The 16,920-nt window shown below is 47.0% G+C and carries 18 protein-coding genes; 13 read left to right on the top strand and 5 right to left on the bottom strand.

The genetic code is table 11. From position 1 onward, the window contains the following. The first annotated feature begins 194 nt into the window (after nucleotides 1–194). The 3 genes from ASG85_RS18620 to ASG85_RS18610 are packed head-to-tail and all read left to right on the top strand — an operon-like array spanning nucleotide 195 to nucleotide 2,668. Nucleotides 195–488 carry a hypothetical protein gene (locus tag ASG85_RS18620; protein WP_057304499.1) on the top strand — a complete coding sequence of 98 codons (294 nt, stop codon included), beginning with the start codon at nucleotides 195–197 and terminating at the stop codon, nucleotides 486–488. 39 nt (nucleotides 489–527) lie between these two features. Next, complete coding sequence (gene recQ / locus ASG85_RS18615; RefSeq protein WP_060647420.1) at nucleotides 528–2,336, top strand: DNA helicase RecQ; 1,809 nt, start codon at nucleotides 528–530, stop codon at nucleotides 2,334–2,336. Between the two features lie 20 nt (nucleotides 2,337–2,356). Continuing rightward, nucleotides 2,357–2,668: a 4a-hydroxytetrahydrobiopterin dehydratase gene (locus ASG85_RS18610; protein ID WP_060647419.1), complete on the top strand. Its 312-nt coding sequence runs from the start codon at nucleotides 2,357–2,359 to the stop codon at nucleotides 2,666–2,668. Here ASG85_RS18610 and ASG85_RS18605 read toward each other — a convergent pair. Beyond that, nucleotides 2,657–3,163, bottom strand: a complete 507-nt coding sequence (locus ASG85_RS18605; protein ID WP_414858759.1) for a GNAT family N-acetyltransferase — start codon at nucleotides 3,161–3,163, stop codon at nucleotides 2,657–2,659. The genes ASG85_RS18610 and ASG85_RS18605 overlap by 12 nt on opposite strands. Nucleotides 3,164–3,208: 45 nt before the next feature. Between ASG85_RS18605 and ASG85_RS18600 the strand changes: the two genes are divergently transcribed. From ASG85_RS18600 to ASG85_RS18575, 6 genes are all read left to right on the top strand, one after another. Further along, nucleotides 3,209–3,868 (top strand): hypothetical protein, encoded by a 660-nt coding sequence (locus ASG85_RS18600; protein WP_156390065.1) that lies wholly within the window; start codon nucleotides 3,209–3,211, stop codon nucleotides 3,866–3,868. A gap of 81 nt (nucleotides 3,869–3,949) precedes the next feature. Beyond that, nucleotides 3,950–4,423 carry a GNAT family N-acetyltransferase gene (locus ASG85_RS18595; RefSeq protein ID WP_057304495.1) on the top strand — a complete coding sequence of 158 codons (474 nt, stop codon included), beginning with the start codon at nucleotides 3,950–3,952 and terminating at the stop codon, nucleotides 4,421–4,423. A 30-nt stretch (nucleotides 4,424–4,453) separates the two neighbouring features. Next, nucleotides 4,454–5,290: a sulfurtransferase gene (locus ASG85_RS18590; protein ID WP_060647418.1), complete on the top strand. Its 837-nt coding sequence runs from the start codon at nucleotides 4,454–4,456 to the stop codon at nucleotides 5,288–5,290. Between the two features lie 394 nt (nucleotides 5,291–5,684). Then, nucleotides 5,685–6,359 carry an ArsR/SmtB family transcription factor gene (locus ASG85_RS18585; protein ID WP_060647417.1) on the top strand — a complete coding sequence of 225 codons (675 nt, stop codon included), beginning with the start codon at nucleotides 5,685–5,687 and terminating at the stop codon, nucleotides 6,357–6,359. Further along, nucleotides 6,335–7,642: an MFS transporter gene (locus tag ASG85_RS18580; RefSeq protein WP_060647416.1), complete on the top strand. Its 1,308-nt coding sequence runs from the start codon at nucleotides 6,335–6,337 to the stop codon at nucleotides 7,640–7,642. Before ASG85_RS18585 ends, ASG85_RS18580 begins: the two co-directional genes overlap by 25 nt. A gap of 49 nt (nucleotides 7,643–7,691) precedes the next feature. Beyond that, the gene (locus ASG85_RS18575) at nucleotides 7,692–9,263 is read left to right on the top strand and encodes an ABC-F family ATP-binding cassette domain-containing protein (RefSeq protein ID WP_060647415.1); all 1,572 of its coding nucleotides are present in this window, start codon (nucleotides 7,692–7,694) and stop codon (nucleotides 9,261–9,263) included. A gap of 842 nt (nucleotides 9,264–10,105) precedes the next feature. Here ASG85_RS18575 and ASG85_RS18570 read toward each other — a convergent pair. Further along, nucleotides 10,106–10,762, bottom strand: coding sequence for a DUF2306 domain-containing protein (locus ASG85_RS18570; protein ID WP_060647414.1), 657 nt, complete (start codon nucleotides 10,760–10,762; stop codon nucleotides 10,106–10,108). A 228-nt stretch (nucleotides 10,763–10,990) separates the two neighbouring features. On the opposite strand from ASG85_RS18570, the gene ASG85_RS18565 reads away from it, so the two are divergent. The 3 genes from ASG85_RS18565 (at nucleotide 10,991) to ASG85_RS37995 (ending at nucleotide 12,488) form a co-directional block, all read left to right on the top strand. Next, nucleotides 10,991–11,626 carry a TetR/AcrR family transcriptional regulator gene (locus tag ASG85_RS18565; protein ID WP_060647413.1) on the top strand — a complete coding sequence of 212 codons (636 nt, stop codon included), beginning with the start codon at nucleotides 10,991–10,993 and terminating at the stop codon, nucleotides 11,624–11,626. A 16-nt stretch (nucleotides 11,627–11,642) separates the two neighbouring features. Then, nucleotides 11,643–12,152, top strand: coding sequence for a DUF4188 domain-containing protein (locus tag ASG85_RS18560; RefSeq protein WP_060647412.1), 510 nt, complete (start codon nucleotides 11,643–11,645; stop codon nucleotides 12,150–12,152). A 177-nt stretch (nucleotides 12,153–12,329) separates the two neighbouring features. Beyond that, nucleotides 12,330–12,488: a hypothetical protein gene (locus ASG85_RS37995; RefSeq protein WP_156396674.1), complete on the top strand. Its 159-nt coding sequence runs from the start codon at nucleotides 12,330–12,332 to the stop codon at nucleotides 12,486–12,488. A gap of 435 nt (nucleotides 12,489–12,923) precedes the next feature. Here the strand turns inward: ASG85_RS37995 and ASG85_RS18555 are convergent, their stop codons facing one another. From ASG85_RS18555 to ASG85_RS18545, 3 genes are all read right to left on the bottom strand, one after another. Continuing rightward, nucleotides 12,924–13,235, bottom strand: coding sequence for a DUF3817 domain-containing protein (locus ASG85_RS18555; RefSeq protein WP_060647411.1), 312 nt, complete (start codon nucleotides 13,233–13,235; stop codon nucleotides 12,924–12,926). Nucleotides 13,236–13,301: 66 nt separating this feature from the next. Beyond that, complete coding sequence (locus ASG85_RS18550) at nucleotides 13,302–14,060, bottom strand: exodeoxyribonuclease III (RefSeq protein WP_060647410.1); 759 nt, start codon at nucleotides 14,058–14,060, stop codon at nucleotides 13,302–13,304. A 1,176-nt stretch (nucleotides 14,061–15,236) separates the two neighbouring features. Further along, nucleotides 15,237–15,725, bottom strand: a complete 489-nt coding sequence (locus ASG85_RS18545; protein WP_321166600.1) for a hypothetical protein — start codon at nucleotides 15,723–15,725, stop codon at nucleotides 15,237–15,239. A 221-nt stretch (nucleotides 15,726–15,946) separates the two neighbouring features. On the opposite strand from ASG85_RS18545, the gene cysK reads away from it, so the two are divergent. Next, nucleotides 15,947–16,879, top strand: coding sequence for a cysteine synthase A (gene cysK / locus ASG85_RS18540; protein WP_060647409.1), 933 nt, complete (start codon nucleotides 15,947–15,949; stop codon nucleotides 16,877–16,879). Nucleotides 16,880–16,920 lie beyond the last annotated feature (41 nt).

The raw sequence follows: 16,920 nt of genomic DNA, 5'->3' as shown, positions 1-16,920 counted from the left end.
GAGCGGTACATTCCTTCTTCCATAGTAACAGATTTTTCCCGAAATTGCCCATTTCCACAGTTTATGCCAAAGGGGTTTTTTTTACACATCAGAAAATAAGTTCTCGTCGGGTTAAAAGGGCTTAACCCTGCATTCCTGCCTATAATATGATAAAGTGAAGCTATACGAAATGCTTTTGAAGGGAGACTGCGCGAGTGGGTATTAAATTTGGCAGAGAATATAAGGATATCGTCACTGATTTCGTGCGTGGCATTGAGATGGTTGATGGATTTTATGAACTGTTGGAAATGAATGCGGACGACTGGCAGGAGCTTGAAAAGGATGAACAGGAAGAGTGCTTGCGTACGCTGGCTGACGATATTTTTTATGGATTAGGAAACGCGCCTGTGATGCATGTAGGAGCGGGATCCGTCCGCCATGATCCGAATAATCACGTGCTGAAGGTTCATGACGGGGAGAAGTTGGTTTCCGTCATCTATTTGGTCTAAATAAGGCAGAAGTGTGATATAGAAAGGTGTATGGAAGTTATGCTGGATGGAGCAAGGAAGGTCTTACAACAAGTTTATGGATACCCGGAATTTCGCGAGGGCCAGAAGAATATTATTACGAATCTGCTTGAAGGTCGGGATACGCTAGGCATTATGCCGACGGGCGGAGGTAAATCGATCTGTTATCAAGTTCCTGCCTTGCTTATGGAGGGAGTGACGCTGGTTATTTCCCCGCTAATCTCCTTGATGAAGGATCAAGTGGATGCGTTAAGTGTGCTTGGTGTTCCGGCAACTTTCATTAACAGTACGCTGGAGGCTAAAGAAGTAGAACAGAGGATGCAAGGCGCCATGCAGGGCAAATATAAACTGCTGTATATCGCGCCCGAGCGTCTGGAATCGGAACGATTTCGTGCTCGAATGTCTGCGCTGAATCTTCCGCTTGTGGCTATTGATGAAGCGCACTGCGTGTCGCAATGGGGGCATGATTTTCGCCCGAGCTACGTGTCGATTGCTCCGTTCATTCGCGAGCTGCCTAATCGCCCGATTGTCGCAGCCTTCACAGCTACGGCTACTGCCGAGGTCACAGCCGATATTGCGAGACTGCTTGACTTGGATCAAGCGGGCATATTCGTCAATGGTTTTTCACGGGATAATCTGGAATTAACGATTCTGCGCGGTGAGAATAAGCGGGATTACATTCAGAATTACGTGAAAGAACATACGCATCAGCCTGGTATTATTTATGCCGCTACGCGTAAGGATGTTGAAGAGTTGTATGAAACGTTACGCAAAAAAGGCTTCGCAGCAGGGAAGTACCACGCCGGTCTAACCGATGAGGAACGCTCCTACATGCAGGAGGCGTTTCTGTATGATGATATTCGGGTGATGATCGCGACGAACGCTTTTGGAATGGGCATTGATAAGTCCAATGTCCGTTATGTCATTCACTACAATATGCCGAAAAATATGGAGGCTTATTACCAGGAAGCCGGTCGCGCGGGGCGTGATGGAGAGCCTAGTGAGTGCATTCTGCTTTTTAGCGCGCAGGATATTATGACGCAGAAGTTTTTGATCGAGCAGAATCAGCTCTCACCGGAGCGTAAAGCGAACGAGTACAAGAAGCTTCAGACAATGATCGACTTTTGCTATTCGCCACGATGCTTGCGCAACGTCATTCTGCACTATTTTGATGAAACGAATATTAAAGATACTTGCGGCAATTGCAGCTCGTGCAAAGATGATCGTGATACGGTGGATATCACCGTCGAAGCGCAGAAGATTTTCTCCTGCATCCGCAGGATGGGTGAACGCTTCGGCATCTCGATGGTCGCCTCCGTGCTCAAAGGCTCAAAGGCGAAGAAGATTCTCGACTATCGCTTCGATCGTCTTCCAACCCATGGCATTATGCGAGATCTGCCGGAGAAGGAAATTTCTGATCTGATCAACGTGCTGATTTCAGAAGGGTATTTGCAGCTATCGGATGGTCAATATCCGGTTGTGAAGCTGCTGCAGCCCGCAGCAGAAGTGCTTCAAGGGAAGCTGCAAGTGTACCAGAAGGTGCGTAAGCAGCAGGTTAAGGCTGCCGCTATCGATAACACCTTGTTCGAGCAGCTTCGCCTGCTTCGCCGGGAAATTGCCGCACGTGAGAAGGTGCCGCCGTATATTATTTTCTCGGACAGCACGCTGCGTGAAATGAGTGAAATTTGTCCGACATCGGAAGCCGCTATGCTGCGAATTAAAGGTGTCGGCGAGGTGAAATACCGAAACTACGGGAAGCCGTTCCTAGACCTCCTTCGCACGTATGCAGGAGAGGGCGAATTGGGCGCGGTCGCCTATGATTTTGATTGAAATCAGAGGAGTGGTGACAGGTGAAGCTTGGGAGCACTGACATTGATCAGAAGCTTGCGGAGGTGACTGGCTGGACGACAGACGATCACAAATGGATTGTGCGTAAATATCGATTTACGGCATTTATGCAGGCCATAAACTTCGTGAATGAAGTCGCCAGCATAGCAGAAGCCGAAAACCATCACCCTATGATCGCCATCGATTATAAGATGGTCACGCTGCGACTTACGTCCTGGCATGCAGGCGGCTTAACCGATTTGGATTTCGAAACCGCTGCTAAATTTGATCAGGCTTTTGCTGACATTACTACTGGCAGTGGATCACTTGATTAAGCTCGATCCGTTATATACCATGCAGTGAAAGGCAGCTAGCCCTGTGGGAGTAGACCTTTCATACGTGTCTGTAATCGTAAAACCAGCTCTCTCGTACGTCTGGATCGCACGTTCGTTCCAGACGAGAACTTCTAGATCAATCTCCTGCTGGGGCGTCCGGCGCTGGGCCTCTTGAACAAGAAGATGGACGAATTGGGTACCGATTCCACTCGCTTTCCCGCAAAGATCCGGTCGAAGTCCTAGACCTAAACGTGTCACCCCAACAATGGGGAAGAATTGAACGAACCCAGACAATATTCCGTTTTCATCCACGACAGCTCGATATTGCTCTTCTCGAATTTGCGGGTCGGCGAATTCAGCTTGTTCACGAAGCATAGTCTCCCATGGAGACCAATTGTATAAATCGTATGGAGGCGAATACTTCCAAGTGCAAAGTTCAAGGCAATTCGCCTCAGTAAGGGGAACGACGCGCCATGGTAGGCTTTCATGCATCATATTGTTCGTAGTTATCATCCTTTCATCTATTGGTTGGAGGTTCAAATGGATTGGTATGGTCATATTCCAATTGGCACAATAACTCTATTTTCTATGCTCGTGTTGGGACTTACCCTATTCCGGATCTCGGTGAAAACAAAATGGCCGCTTGTGCTGCTTGTTTCCTTCGTTATTGCTTGTTTGTTTAGATTACTTTTATCCCAGCAGTGGGCGGAAAGCTTGCAACCTATGCTCATTATTGTAATGGAAGCGGTCTTTATTCACTATATATTTCGTGTGCGAAAGCTGCATGCGCTCTTGGTGGCGTTTCTTGGCTCGCTTGGCTATACGATTTATTTGGCCATTGTTCTATTTATCATGCCGCTCATTACCCATATTTCTCTGGATACCTATTTTAAGGGGCTTGATTCCTCATATCGTGCTTTGAAAATCGTGGCCGCATCGCTTTCGTACCTTACGGCTTTGGTTCTGGTTAAAAAACGGTTAGGGTTTACCGTTCGAATCGAGTTAAGCTCGAAAAGTGCTTGGCTTCCACAGAAAAATGTCCTTCTTCATGTGTTTCTCTTTGCATTTGTACTATTCTCGTTGACTTACTATGGGGTTACGTTGAAGATAACGTCCATATTCTATTTCGCAGCGGGCTTATGCCTACTATTAGGGTGGATCATTTATCTCCTGTATCGGAAAGAAATGGAAGACATTTAACCAAGGGTACCTTTCATCATAAAGCCAAGATTTGGGGTACAATGAGTATATAGACTTATTAGGAATAGGAGGTCACCCTAAATGACCCAAGTTACGATTCGTGAAGCGGTAATGCAAGATATTCCGCAGTTGAAAACGTTAATGCTCGCTTATATTGTGGACTTCTACCAGTATCGGCAACCCGAGGATGAGAAGTTGAACGGATTGATCCACCTACTGCTTGAGCAGAAGGAAGGTATTCAATTCGTAGCGGAGACTGAAGAGGGGACGCTGGTCGGCTTTGCGACCTTATATTTTACCTTCAGCACTTTGCGTGCTTCCAAAATAGCAATTATGAACGACTTATTCGTCATTGAGGCTGAACGTGGTCAGGGTGCGGCAGCGAAACTATTTGCTGCTTGCAAAGGATATGCCGCGAGAAATGGTTATGCCAATTTAACTTGGACAACAGCCAAAGATAACTTCCGCGCCCAAGCATTTTACGATAAAATGGGTGGAGATCGCAGTGATTGGCAGACGTACTCCGCTAATCCGACGAGTGGAATGGGCGATTAATCGAATGACGAAAGATGGTGGCATGAAACTGTGGAAAATATCGTAAGTCAGACGTGGCTGCTAGGACAGCTTGGCGATGCCAACATCGTGATTGCGGATTGCCGCTTTGCGCTAGGACAACCAGAATCAGGCAGACAGAATTATGAGAAAGACCATATAACAGGAGCTGTCTATGTAGACTTGGAGAAAGACCTCTCCGGTGCCAAAATGGCGCATGGAGGCCGGCATCCGCTCCCTGATCTAGGAGCCTTCTCCATCCTCGTGGGCAACCTCGGGATCGATGGTACGAAGACCGTCGTGGCTTACGACGATCAAGGCGGAGCCATGGCTTCGCGGCTATGGTGGATGCTGAAATTCCTCGGTCACTCCGAGGTATACGTACTAGACCAAGGGTATACAGCTTGGAAAGCTGCTGGCTACCCGGTTACCGATGAAGTGTCCACGGTGTTCCCCCGGACCTTCTCACCAAAGGTGCATCGCGCCATGCTGGCCAGCATGGACGAGGTCAAGGACAAGCTCGGCCGTCCAGGCACCGTGCTCGTTGACTCGCGCGAGGAGCGCCGCTACCTCGGCTTGGAAGAGCCAATCGATGCGGTGGCCGGCCACATCCCGGGCGCTCGCAGCTTCTTCTGGAAAGGCGTTCTCGGTGAGAACGGCGCCTGGTTGTCAGCCGCGGAGCAGGAGAAGCACTTTGCCGCGCTGCGCGATGCCGATGAAATCATCGTCTATTGCGGCTCCGGCGTGACGGCGTGCCCGAACGTGCTGGGCCTTAGCGAAGCAGGGTTTGATAACGTGAAGCTCTATAGCGGAAGCTGGAGCGATTGGATTTCATATGAGGATAATCCGATTGCGAAGGGTGAAGAGTAAAAACTGAGAAGCCGCGTTTTCCGCGGGTTTGAGGGCTGTGACAGGTTGCCGAGAGGTGGGCTGTTGCGGCCTTTTTTCGTTGTATGGGAAATTATGATTTTCTCAGTCTATGGATAAGATGTGCCTAAAGTTGGGGATAGTGGTTATCGCGGAATTCCCGCTGTAGGCGCATTTTTCGCGCTTATTCGTTCGAGGCTATGCGATTAAGCGCGTTTACCGCGCTTACACAGTACGGATGCGCAGGACGGTCAGCTGAGAAGTCGATTTCCGACCTCTCAGCCACTGTCGACGAGCTTCGGCTCATTGAACCTTTTAGGATGATTATTTCTTGACGAACAACCTACTTCCAATCTAATATTCAATTAATGAATTGAATATGAAAGGACGAACAATTATGGAATCAGTACCCGAGGAAATCACTTATGCAAAAGAGTTTAAGAATGAACTGTTTCAGCAATTAGCCCGGGTGGGGAAATGTCTATCTAGCGACAAGCGGCTTGAAGTCTTGAGCTTGCTTGCTCAGGGGCCTAAGTCGGTAGAAAAGCTGGCCCAAGTCACGGAGATGAGCGTGGCCAACGTATCCCGCCATCTGCAAGTTTTGCTCGATGCCAGGCTAGTGAAGTTCAGCAAGAAAGGTACATATGTCATTTATTCGCTGGCTGACCCAACAATTGGCGCGTTTTTGTTTGCTTTGTGGAGCATTGGCGAGAGTCAACTTGCGGACGTCGCGCGGATTAAACAGGAATTTTTACACGAGTATGAGGATATTCGGACGCTATCTTTGGAGGAAGCAAGGACGAAAGTGGAAGCCGGAGCGATTATCCTACTCGATGTAAGACCGAGAGACGAATTTGAGGCCGGTCATCTCGTAGGGGCCATCTCCATACCGATGGAGGAGTTGGAGTCGTATCTTCAAAATCTGCCTAGGCCCGTTGAAGTTGTGGTCTATTGCAGAGGCCCCTACTGCATCAGTTCGACACAGGCCGTTGCCAAGTTGCAGCGGGAGGGGATCACGGCATACAAGCTGGAGGGGGGAGAGCATGAATGGCTGAAGGAAGAAGTGAATTGATTAGAGAGTACATTCATTCTCCTGAGAGACAGCAGCAGCTCTATCGGAGATCGCTTATGATCGTGATCATCGCCCAACTATTCGGCGGAGCGGGACTCGCGGCAGGGGTCACGGTCGGAGCGCTGCTTGCTCAGGAAATGCTCGGGACGGATAGCTTAGCAGGGGTTCCTTCGGCGCTATTGACGCTGGGCGCGGCCTCGTCGTCTCTGTTTGTCGGTAGGCTGTCTCAAAGCCTGGGCCGACGGGTAGGCCTAACCGCGGGTTTTCTTGCTGGGGGGATCGGCGCGATTGGGGTCGTATTCGCAGCTATCGCTGATAACCTTCCGCTTTTGTTCGCTTCAATGCTGATCTATGGCGCCGGCACGTCGACTAACTTGCAGGCGCGTTATGCGGGAACTGACTTAGCTCAGCCTAAGCAGCGTGCGAGAGCCGTCAGTTTAGCCATGGTATTCACGACGTTTGGTGCAGTTACGGGGCCGAACCTGGTGGGGGTCATGGGACGATTCGCGACTTCTGTCGGCGCCCCTGCTCTGTCGGGCCCGTTTATGCTCGCGGCTGCTGCTTTTATTCTTGCGGGTCTGGTGATGTGGGCTTTGCTCCATCCAGATCCGTATCTCGTTGCTAGAGCGATCGCCGAAGCGCAAGAAGCGAATCCATCCAAAGCGACGGATAATGCGAATCACATGGCGCCAGCCATCCGTAACCGGGGAATCATCATCGGGACGACCGTAATGGTTTTGACACAGGTCGTGATGGTCGCCATCATGACGATGACGCCGATCCATATGAAGCACCACGGACATGGGTTGAGCGCGGTCGGCATGGTGATTGGCATTCATGTTGCGGCGATGTTTCTGCCTTCCTTGGTAACGGGAATTCTCGTGGACAAGGTCGGGCGTACGTTCATGTCCTGCGCAGCAGGGTTCACGCTGTTGTTGGCGGGACTGCTTGCCGCATGGGCGCCGGCTGATTCGATGATCTGGCTCATCGTCGCGCTGGCACTGCTTGGGCTCGGCTGGAACTTCGGCCTGATCAGCGGCACCGCGCAGATTATCGATGCGACATCCCCGGCCACACGTGCCAAGACACAAGGAACCGTGGATGTCCTGGTATCATTGGCGGGTGCATCTGGCGGAGCATTGTCGGGCATGGTCGTCGCCAATTCCAGCTTCGCCGTCCTCTCTCTGGCGGGCGGGTTCCTTTCTCTGCTGCTAATCCCGGTTATGATCTGGTTACGCAGGGATCGGTCGATAGATCAAAACGAAAAGAGATTAGCACAATGATCTAGTGATATAATCACGCTAGACTGACGGAGTTAGAAGGGTGATAGACATGAGTGTAATTCGTTTGGAGAACGTCACTAAGAAATATGAAGAGTCCCTGATCTTTCGCGATATCTATTTTCGCGTAACGCAAGGAGAGCGTATCGGCCTAATCGGGCGGAACGGTGCTGGTAAGTCGACGGTTTTTAAGCTGATTATGGGTAAAGAAGAGCCAACGTCCGGAAGAGTGGAAATAGATCCGCAGGTTAAAGTAGGGTACTTCTCCCAATTCTCGGAAATGCGCGGAAGCCTGTCCGTTCAGCAAGAGCTTGAAATGTGCTTCGAGCAGGTTGTACTTATCGAAAGGGAACTACAGGAAGTTGGAGAAAAGCTGGGTTTAGTCACCGAGGACGGTGAAATGGATAGGCTGCTGACGAGGCAGGCTGAGCTATTTGAACAAATGGATCATTTGGATGGCTGGAACGTATCTGTCGAGATTAACACAGTTCTTACGAAGCTGGGGTTCAACGAGAGATCGCGCCATCAACCTATCGATGAATTGTCCGGAGGGTGGAGAAACCGTGCCGCGCTCGCCAAGATGCTAATCGAGCTGCCTGATGTCGTCTTGCTCGATGAACCGACGAATTACTTGGATATAGAAGGTATAGCGTGGTTGGAGCAGTGGTTGTATCGCTTTAAAGGCGCCATGATTCTGGTGTCACATGACCGGCAATTTATTGACAAAGTAGTCACGCGAACGATCGAGATTGAGAACTATCATTTTCAGGAATACGAAGGGAATTACACCGACTACATTCGCAAAAAGAAGATGCGCAAGAAGGAGTTGGACCGCCAGTTCGAGTGGGAGGAAGAGCTTCTGCTCATGGAGTCGGAAGCCATCGACAGCCGTGCTAGCAAGAAGTCTTCAAAGGACCGTCTCTCCCGCCAGCTGGCAGATAACAAAAAGCGGATAGAGCCGCACCCCGTAAATGTTCTTATCACTGATATTTATGAGAGACTGCGATTTCCGGATAAGCTATGCGAAGTCAAGAAAATCGGGCAGACCTACGATGATCGGCCGATCTTTCAGAACGTCAGCTTCGACATTCAGAAGGAAGACCGCTTAGTCATTGTGGGTCCCAACGGAAGCGGGAAGTCCACGCTCATTAAGGTGCTAACGGGTCAGGAGAAGCCCGAATCCGGCGAGGTGATCTGGGAGAAAGGCGTCAGCTACGCTTACTTCAACCGGATGTGGGAGGAGCTTAATCCTAAGGATACCGTTAGCCACGCGGTGAATACGTACGGTTTGGGATTGGATGCCCCGCGGAAAAAGGTGAACAAATTTCTATCCATGCTGCAATTTTCGGAGATGGATCTAAGCAAGTTCATTGGCAACCTATCCGGCGGACAGAAGGCTCGGGTCGCGCTAGCGAAATGCCTTCTCTCCGGTGCCGCAGTCATCATATTAGATGAGCCAACTAACCATCTGGATTTAACGAGCATTCAGGTCATGGAGCAAGCGTTGATCCATTTTCCTGGCGCCGTCATTACGGTAAGCCATGATCGGTTCTTTATTGATAAAATCGGGACGAAAATGCTAACCTTCGACCCGGAAATGGGGATAAGCGAGCAGAATTTATAGGAAAGAGGCTTCTCAATTGGAGCTGGGTCGTGATGAGAAGAGAGACTGCGTCGGACGCGGGTTTAAGGGTTGTAGCAGGTTACGATGAGTAGCCTGCTATGGCCCTTTTTGGTAAGATAAGAAGTTTTGGGTGACCGAGAGGTTCCCCCTGTCTTACAGGTGATATACGGCCTGATATCCGCGCTGTGTATGGTTTTTAACGATGTTTTACATCGGTGCAGATGTATCAGTCGTGGCAGTAGCGCGCTAGAACGATGATTTTCATCGTTGCAGATGAAAACAGCGCTGACACCTGCGCTGTATGTGGCTTGTAATGATGTTTTGCATCGTTCCAGATGTCCTAGTAGCTGGGAGGGGCTGTTAATCGAAGGACCTAGCTAATGGCCAGGGTTTTCTTAACATATAAGAATGTTTAAGTTTTTTACAGAACTAAAGCGTTAATGGATACCCTTTCAAAGTGCAACCGCAGTTCCTGCGAAGCTTGTGGAGGGGAAATGTACTCGGAATATTACAAGGGCATTTACGGATATGAATACCGAATTGAAAGCCGAATAGGGAATAGAGAAGTGGAAGGAAGCATAAAGTAGAACAGAAAAGGGAATGGAAATGGAGTGGTAAAGCGATAGCGGCCGTATTTGAAATCGTGTTATAACCGCTAAATAAATTCAAAGAAGCACGATTTCAAGGAACGGTTGGAACCCCATGTCCAATTCCCTCCCAATGATCAAAACGTATCGCATAGCACAACAAAGGACCTAGCGGTGATCAATCTGCCGCTAGGTTTTTTTAGTTTCTTTGCAAACAAATCTGATGGGTTGGCCCTTTTTGATGACCGTTCATAACTACCGTACAAACGTCCTGCTGTTCGTACGTTTCTTTTCACCAATGATAAGCTCTGCTAGCAACAAATTAGGTATCCAGGCAATCCAGGCGATAATGATGAAAGTATCGTTTGTATCGGTCAATCCTAGAAATACTGCAGCCAGAGGGGTATATATCCGGAGTGTGATTGCCGCGCAACTGAGCGCATAATTGCGTACCATCCAGCGGCCATGATCGGCCTTGTCACGATCGACGATGATGCTCTTTAGACTGCGGATAAGTGTGTAAAGCCATAGGACTGACAGCGATCCGAAGCCAAGTTTCGCAAACCAACCGCCATTTGCATAGAAAGCTAAGTACAAGCCGGTTAGGCCTGCGATTGTAATCATTGTGGCGTACATATAGCCGATCAAACGGTGAATGTTCGGAGCATGGTGGCGAAGCTTCTTGATAAATTGAAGCCAGCCAATTGCAAGTGCTACTCCAGCTGAGATGGCATGAGCCCAGAGGATGTTGTACCACAAATCGGGCAAATTGCCTTTTCCCGTTACGAACGGCTGCTTATGGAGGTGGTCTGGTGTTCCGTACATGACCAAAGCATAAGCTCCAATTGCCAAAGCCAAAAAAGCCAATAGTCCAAATGCCCAAGCGCGAATCGTACTTCGTCGTACTCCCATTATTCATCCCTCGCATTCGGTCTTTTTTATCATTGAGTTGATTCTATCATCAAGGTGATCACCTTCTAAAGCGGCTTAAGACGGAGTGAAGACCCCACCCAAAGTCGGGGATGGAGCTTCCGTGAAGCCTTTCTTAGGGGGCTTGTATAAATTGCTTTACCTTGACAAAATAACTTAACTCATGTTAACTTATTTACTAAAGTTAATTATAATTACAGGAGATTACTCATGGATCGGTCAGCTATTTCTCTAAGGGAATTAAAAAAGGCTAGAACCAAAGTGGCATTGTATGAAGCCAGTTTGTCACTAATCGGAGACGAGATGTTTCGAGACATGATGCTTGACGATGTTTGCCGAAAAGCGGAAATATCCCGCGTTACGTTCTTTAAGTTTTTTCAGAAAAAGGAAGATTTGCTCGTTTATTTCATGCGTGTTTGGTTAACGGAACGTATCATTGAGATTGAATCGGAGGGTAAACGCGGATTCTCGGTTATCCAGCATGTGCTCCATAAAGTGGCGGAAGAGGCCCAGGAAAGAGCGGGATTGATGCCAAGCTTGATATCTTTTCTGGCAGAAATGAACATGCATCCTTGTATGCCGGAATTGAGTGAAGCGGAGGTTCATTTGCTGTTCCCTGGTCATGAGGAAGTTGGTGCTCAGACACCTGATATGTATAAACTATTTCATCGTTGCATGAATGAGGCGGAGGCTGAAGGAAAGTTAAGAAAAGATTTTACGGTAGAAACAGCGGTTAAGGTTTTGTTTACGGTGTTTTACGGGGCATTTTTGACCGCTCAACTATATGGTTCCAAGGATATTAAGGGCTTTTATAACACCCATCTACAATTGCTTGAAAATAGGTAAAAGGAGCGATGAATTCATGAGTAAAGTGATTCCAGGCAGATTTACGGCGCAGATGGATGGTTCTTTCGTTGTTTTTATCATTGGGATGAGAGTGAACAAATTATGGGCTCTACATAAGTGGCTCCCTGTGGCTAAGGCAATGAATCCGATGCTTCAAGAATTGTATCGCAACCCTGAATTAGGTTTTGTAGATGCCAGTTTTCATCTCTCTTGGCGAGGCGTGACCCTTATCCAGTATTGGAAATCGTTTGAGCAATTAGAACACTATGCTAGACATGGTGCAACCCATTTAGAAGCGTGGCGTAATTTTAATAAAAAGGTTGGAACGGACGGCGCTGTCGGGATCTACCATGAAACCTATCTGATTCCTGAAGGAAATTACGAATGTGTGTATAACAACATGCCTATATCTGGACTTGCAAAGGCTGGACGTCACGTCCCCGCTGTCGGTAAGCGAGAAACGGCAAGCAGAAGGCTTGGGAGGGATGGAGAGCCTGCCGTTCCAACGCCTTCTAATCCGGCATAAGTGATTGCAGTTGGATAAGTGGAGGCCGCGATCTCTCCAAATAGGTTGGAAAATATCGTTATGAATGCTATTTTCCATTTTCGAACGATGGATGCAGAAAAGTTCATCATTACGTCCGATCGAACGACCGATGCTTATTAAACAGGCAAAGATAATGAAGTGAAGTTGAGGTAGCAAATGGTTTATTGGGCAGCGTTCTTTCTTGTTCTGATTCTCGGATTCGCTATAGAGCTTTTGATGGGCCGAAGGTGGGGACGGTTTGTAGGTGTCACAATTATCGCTGTGATCTTATTCGGTGGTGTGATCGGCATAGATTACTATTTCCGCACCATGTGATCATGTCGCTCAAATGGTGGCTGATAAGTTCGAGCGCAAGCAATTCGCGGAATTTAATTATTTGCAATACGAGCTAAGCAATATTTCGACCATCATTATTTGGGTTCTCGAGCTTCTCCTGCTAAGTATATATGGCTATAAATCCGTCAGATCTTATATTCGAAGTCGAAATTCACATCGTAGAACATATGATTATTAGTTTACATCTATATGTATAAGTGGCTTTCGTACAAGGATAATCGGTTGCGAATCGTGATGAGAAAAGACCGCTAGCCTTTATGGCGCACGGGTTTACGGGCTGTGACAGTTTGCCTTTGGGTAGGCTGCTGCAGCCTTTTTGTTTTATAAAAGTCTTGAATTTCAAGACTTGCTGAATAGCAAAAGAACCCCATAAGAGGGGTTCGAAGAAGTGCTATTAAGCAGCTTGAGCATCGTCTAAGCTTTCTTTTTCGGGCCAATTGGATGGCCCTTCTTTAGCTCTAACTCCTCATTATGGATCATTCGATCTTGCTTGATGAAGAGGAACGGGATGAAGATACAGCCAATAATTAGGAGGGCTCGGTTCAAGTTCCAACGTCTTTGCACAAAAGCGTGCATCGCCGTAAAGATGTAAAGCACGAACATTACGCCGTGAAACATACCGCCGACAGAAACGAGTTGAGGCTGGTCCAAGAAGTATTTAAACGGCATGGCTATAAACAGTAGAAAAAGATAAGAAATACCTTCAATATAGCTTGTTAGACGCAAACGCCCTAAGGAAGAGGTTAGTATAATAATCGCTCCAATCTCGTTTTCAACGTTTGAATTAATTTATCAGGTCAAATCGAGCTCCAATACGACAGGACAATGATCGCTGCCCAATATATCGCAGTCAATTTGTGCATCAATGATTTTAGGACCAAGTCTCGTAGAAGCAAGGAAATAGTCGATTCTCCATCCCACATTCCGTGCTCTTACGCCAGGCATATTAGACCACCACGAATAGACATCAGCCCGATCTGGGTAGAGATGGCGGAACGTATCAATAAACCCTGCATCCAACAATTCCGTCATTTTGCCGCGTTCCTGGGGGGTAAAGCCTGAATTATTGAGATTCCCTTTCGCATTCTTGATGTCAATTTCATGATGGGCAACATTCAAATCGCCGCAAACGACAACAGGCTTTTGGGCGTCTAATTGCAAGAGGTAGCTGCGAAAGCGATCTTCCCACTCCACACGATAATCAAGCCTAGAGAGATCACGTTTTGCATTAGGTGTATAGACGGTCACGAGGTAGAAATTGTCGAATTCCAACGTAAGTATCCGACCTTCCGGCTCTTCGTTCTCCTCCATACCATATCTCACCGAGAGCGGTTGCATTCTTGTGAAAACGGCGGTGCCGGAATACCCTTTTTTAACCGCATAATTCCAATATTGTGTATAGGCTTCGCCCAGTTCTAGATTAATTTGCCCTTCCTGCAGCTTCGTCTCTTGAAGACAGAATATATCTGCCTCTTTTTGCCCGAAATAATCAATAAACCCTTTATTAACACATGCTCTCAACCCATTAACGTTCCAGGATACTAGTTTCATGTTCATCATTTCCCCTTGCTGCTTACAGTCATATATAGTTCAGTGTACCATAAGTTCATCCTTGTCTGCGAAGTATGAAGTTCAGGGGAACTTACTCTCACTACTCTTACTCACAACTCTTACTCACAACTCTTACTCGCTACCGATACTCATTACTCTTACTCACAACTCTTACTCACAACTCTTACTCACAACTCATACTGACTACTCATGCTCACAATTCATACCCATTCGCATACCCATAACCATACCCATACCCATACCCATACCTACTCACTCTTACTTACTATTTTTACTTACAACCCTTATTATCTCAATTCATCTCCTACATTTCCTTTCATTCGCTCCTCCACATCCACCATTGGATTAAATACAACAGATATCTGGTCTTAACACGGAAATAGTCATTTGATTGGACGAAATCCACTCAAATGTTCAGAAATCGAGGATTTAAGCCAAGTGCAGATGTTTCCATTGGAAATCATCCAATGCAACAGCCCATCCCACTCTCAATCTTCAAGAAACACTGTATTTAATCCAATGGGAAAGAGGTTTGTGATGAAGAATGAGGAGTTGAGGAAGTTGAGGAGTGAGGCCTGGAATGAAGTTATGCATGTGGAAGTGAGGACTGGAATGAAGCTATGTATGTAAGTGAGGAATGACTTACAACTCTTGCTAAGTCAATTCATCTCCCGCATCTCCCTTCATTCGCTCCTCCACATCCGCCATTGGATTAAATACAACAGATATCTGGTCTCTACACGGAAATAGTCATTTGATTGGACGAAATCCACTCAAATGCTCAGATATCGAGGATTTAAGTCAAATTCAGACGTTTCCATTGGAAATCATCCAATGCAACAGCCTATCCCACTCTCAATTTTGGAAAAACACTGTATTTAATCCAACGGGAATGAGGTTTATGATGAAGAATGAGGAGTTGAGGAATGAAGGTCAAGGAACGGGAGAGAAGGAGGGCCATGCATTTCCAAGTCACCCTTCCTATATGTGCTCCAACGAGCCCTCTTGCAATTCATAAAAACGAATGTCCTTCCCTCTAGCGATAGGAGATAGACATCCCTTCTCCACCAGGGAGCGCAACCACTTGCGCGCTGTTCGAAAGTCGACGTCCATATGGTCGATGACATCCTTAGGGCGAATCCACCTGTTTAGCCTCTAAGCTAACCGCAGCACTTCTTTCTCCATACTAGCAGCCGAATTCGTTGTTCCATTTCGGATCATGCAAGGTCCGATAACCATTTGCAGGAGCATCCGGCATACTTCGGGACGATTCTGTATTTTATCGAAGGAGAAATGCATCATTTTCCACCCCATAGCGGTTAGAAACGTTTCTCGATTTAGCGAGTAGCCAAACTTCTCGCGATCCATATCTTTGACATGACTCTGGAAACCGTCACATTCAATACCGAAACGACCAAAGGGCGTTATATAGGCGAAATCGATAAATTGGGATTTGCGATTCCAATCATAAATTTCATACTCCGGATGCAAGTGGTCGAGATGACCAAACAGAGGAAACCAGACATTCTGGAGAAAAAGCTTTTCGGCGTATAAATGTCCCCTTATTAAACGTCCCTTTCTTTCTCCGCTACGGAGAGCAGCATGATAGTCAACGAACGTTTGATGCATAAATTCAAAATTCAATAGCGAGTACCTCCCCTGAAAAAAATAAAAAACGCCCTTCGCCAAAAGGCTAAAGGACGTTCTTCGTCTACGGTTATTATACCAAATAAGCTTAATATAAGAAAATAGCGTACCTATCTATCAGCATTATTGATTTATTTTTTCACTCGCCTGCGTGATATACTGTATTTATCCGATTAAGTTCATAGGTTTAATATATAAATGGAAGGCGAGGTTTTCTTATGACGAAAATTTATAGCAATTTGACAGAGTTAATCGGTAATACGCCGCTGCTCGAGCTATGGAATTATAATAATCGGCATGGACTTGATGCCAAAGTTGTCGCGAAGTTGGAGTATTTTAATCCGGCTGGCAGTGTAAAAGATCGTATCGGATTCGCTATGATTAAAGAGGCTGAAAAATCCGGTAAGATCAATAAAGAAACTGTCATTATTGAGCCTACCAGCGGAAATACAGGAATCGCTCTTGCTTTTGCGGCAGCTGCACTAGGGTATCGGTTAATCATAATATTGCCGGATTCTTTTAGTATTGAACGTAGGAAATTATTAAAGGCCCTGGGTGCAGAACTCGTTCTCACGCCAGCCTCTGAAGGCATGTTAGGCGCAATTAAAAAAGCAGAGGAATTAGCTGCAAAGATGCCAAACTCATTTATACCGCAGCAATTTAGCAATCCGGCCAATCCGGAAATTCATAGAAATACCACTGCCGAAGAAATATGGAATGATACAGACGGTAAAGTCGATATCTTCATCGCGGGAGTTGGTACGGGAGGGACGATCACAGGTGTTGGTGAGGTACTGAAACAGAGAAATCCATCCGTCCAAGTGATAGCCGTCGAGCCAGCCGATTCACCCGTCTTGTCAGGTGGCAGTCGTGGTGTGCATCATATTCAGGGAATCGGTGCTGGGTTTGTTCCAGATAATTTTAAAAGTTCAGTTGTAAATGAAATATTTACAGTGACCAATGAGGACGCTGTAACGACGGCCCGTGAATTGGCCAAAACGGAAGGTCTGCTGGTCGGCATCTCTTCCGGAGCGGCAGCTTACGCAGCAAGAGAAATTGCTAAACGACCTGAGAATAAAGGGAAGACCATCGTTATTATCCTACCAGATACCGGTGAGCGGTACTTGTCTACGAATCTATTTGATGAGTGATATTTAAAACTCAAACAGAAAGACCAGAAATCCGCGACGGA

Origin of the sequence: Paenibacillus sp. Soil724D2, assembly GCF_001427935.1 — a bacterium.
Classification (GTDB): domain Bacteria; phylum Bacillota; class Bacilli; order Paenibacillales; family NBRC-103111; genus Paenibacillus_E.
Note: the sequence above shows the minus strand (reverse complement) of the source record. Positions and strands in the feature narration are given on the sequence as shown.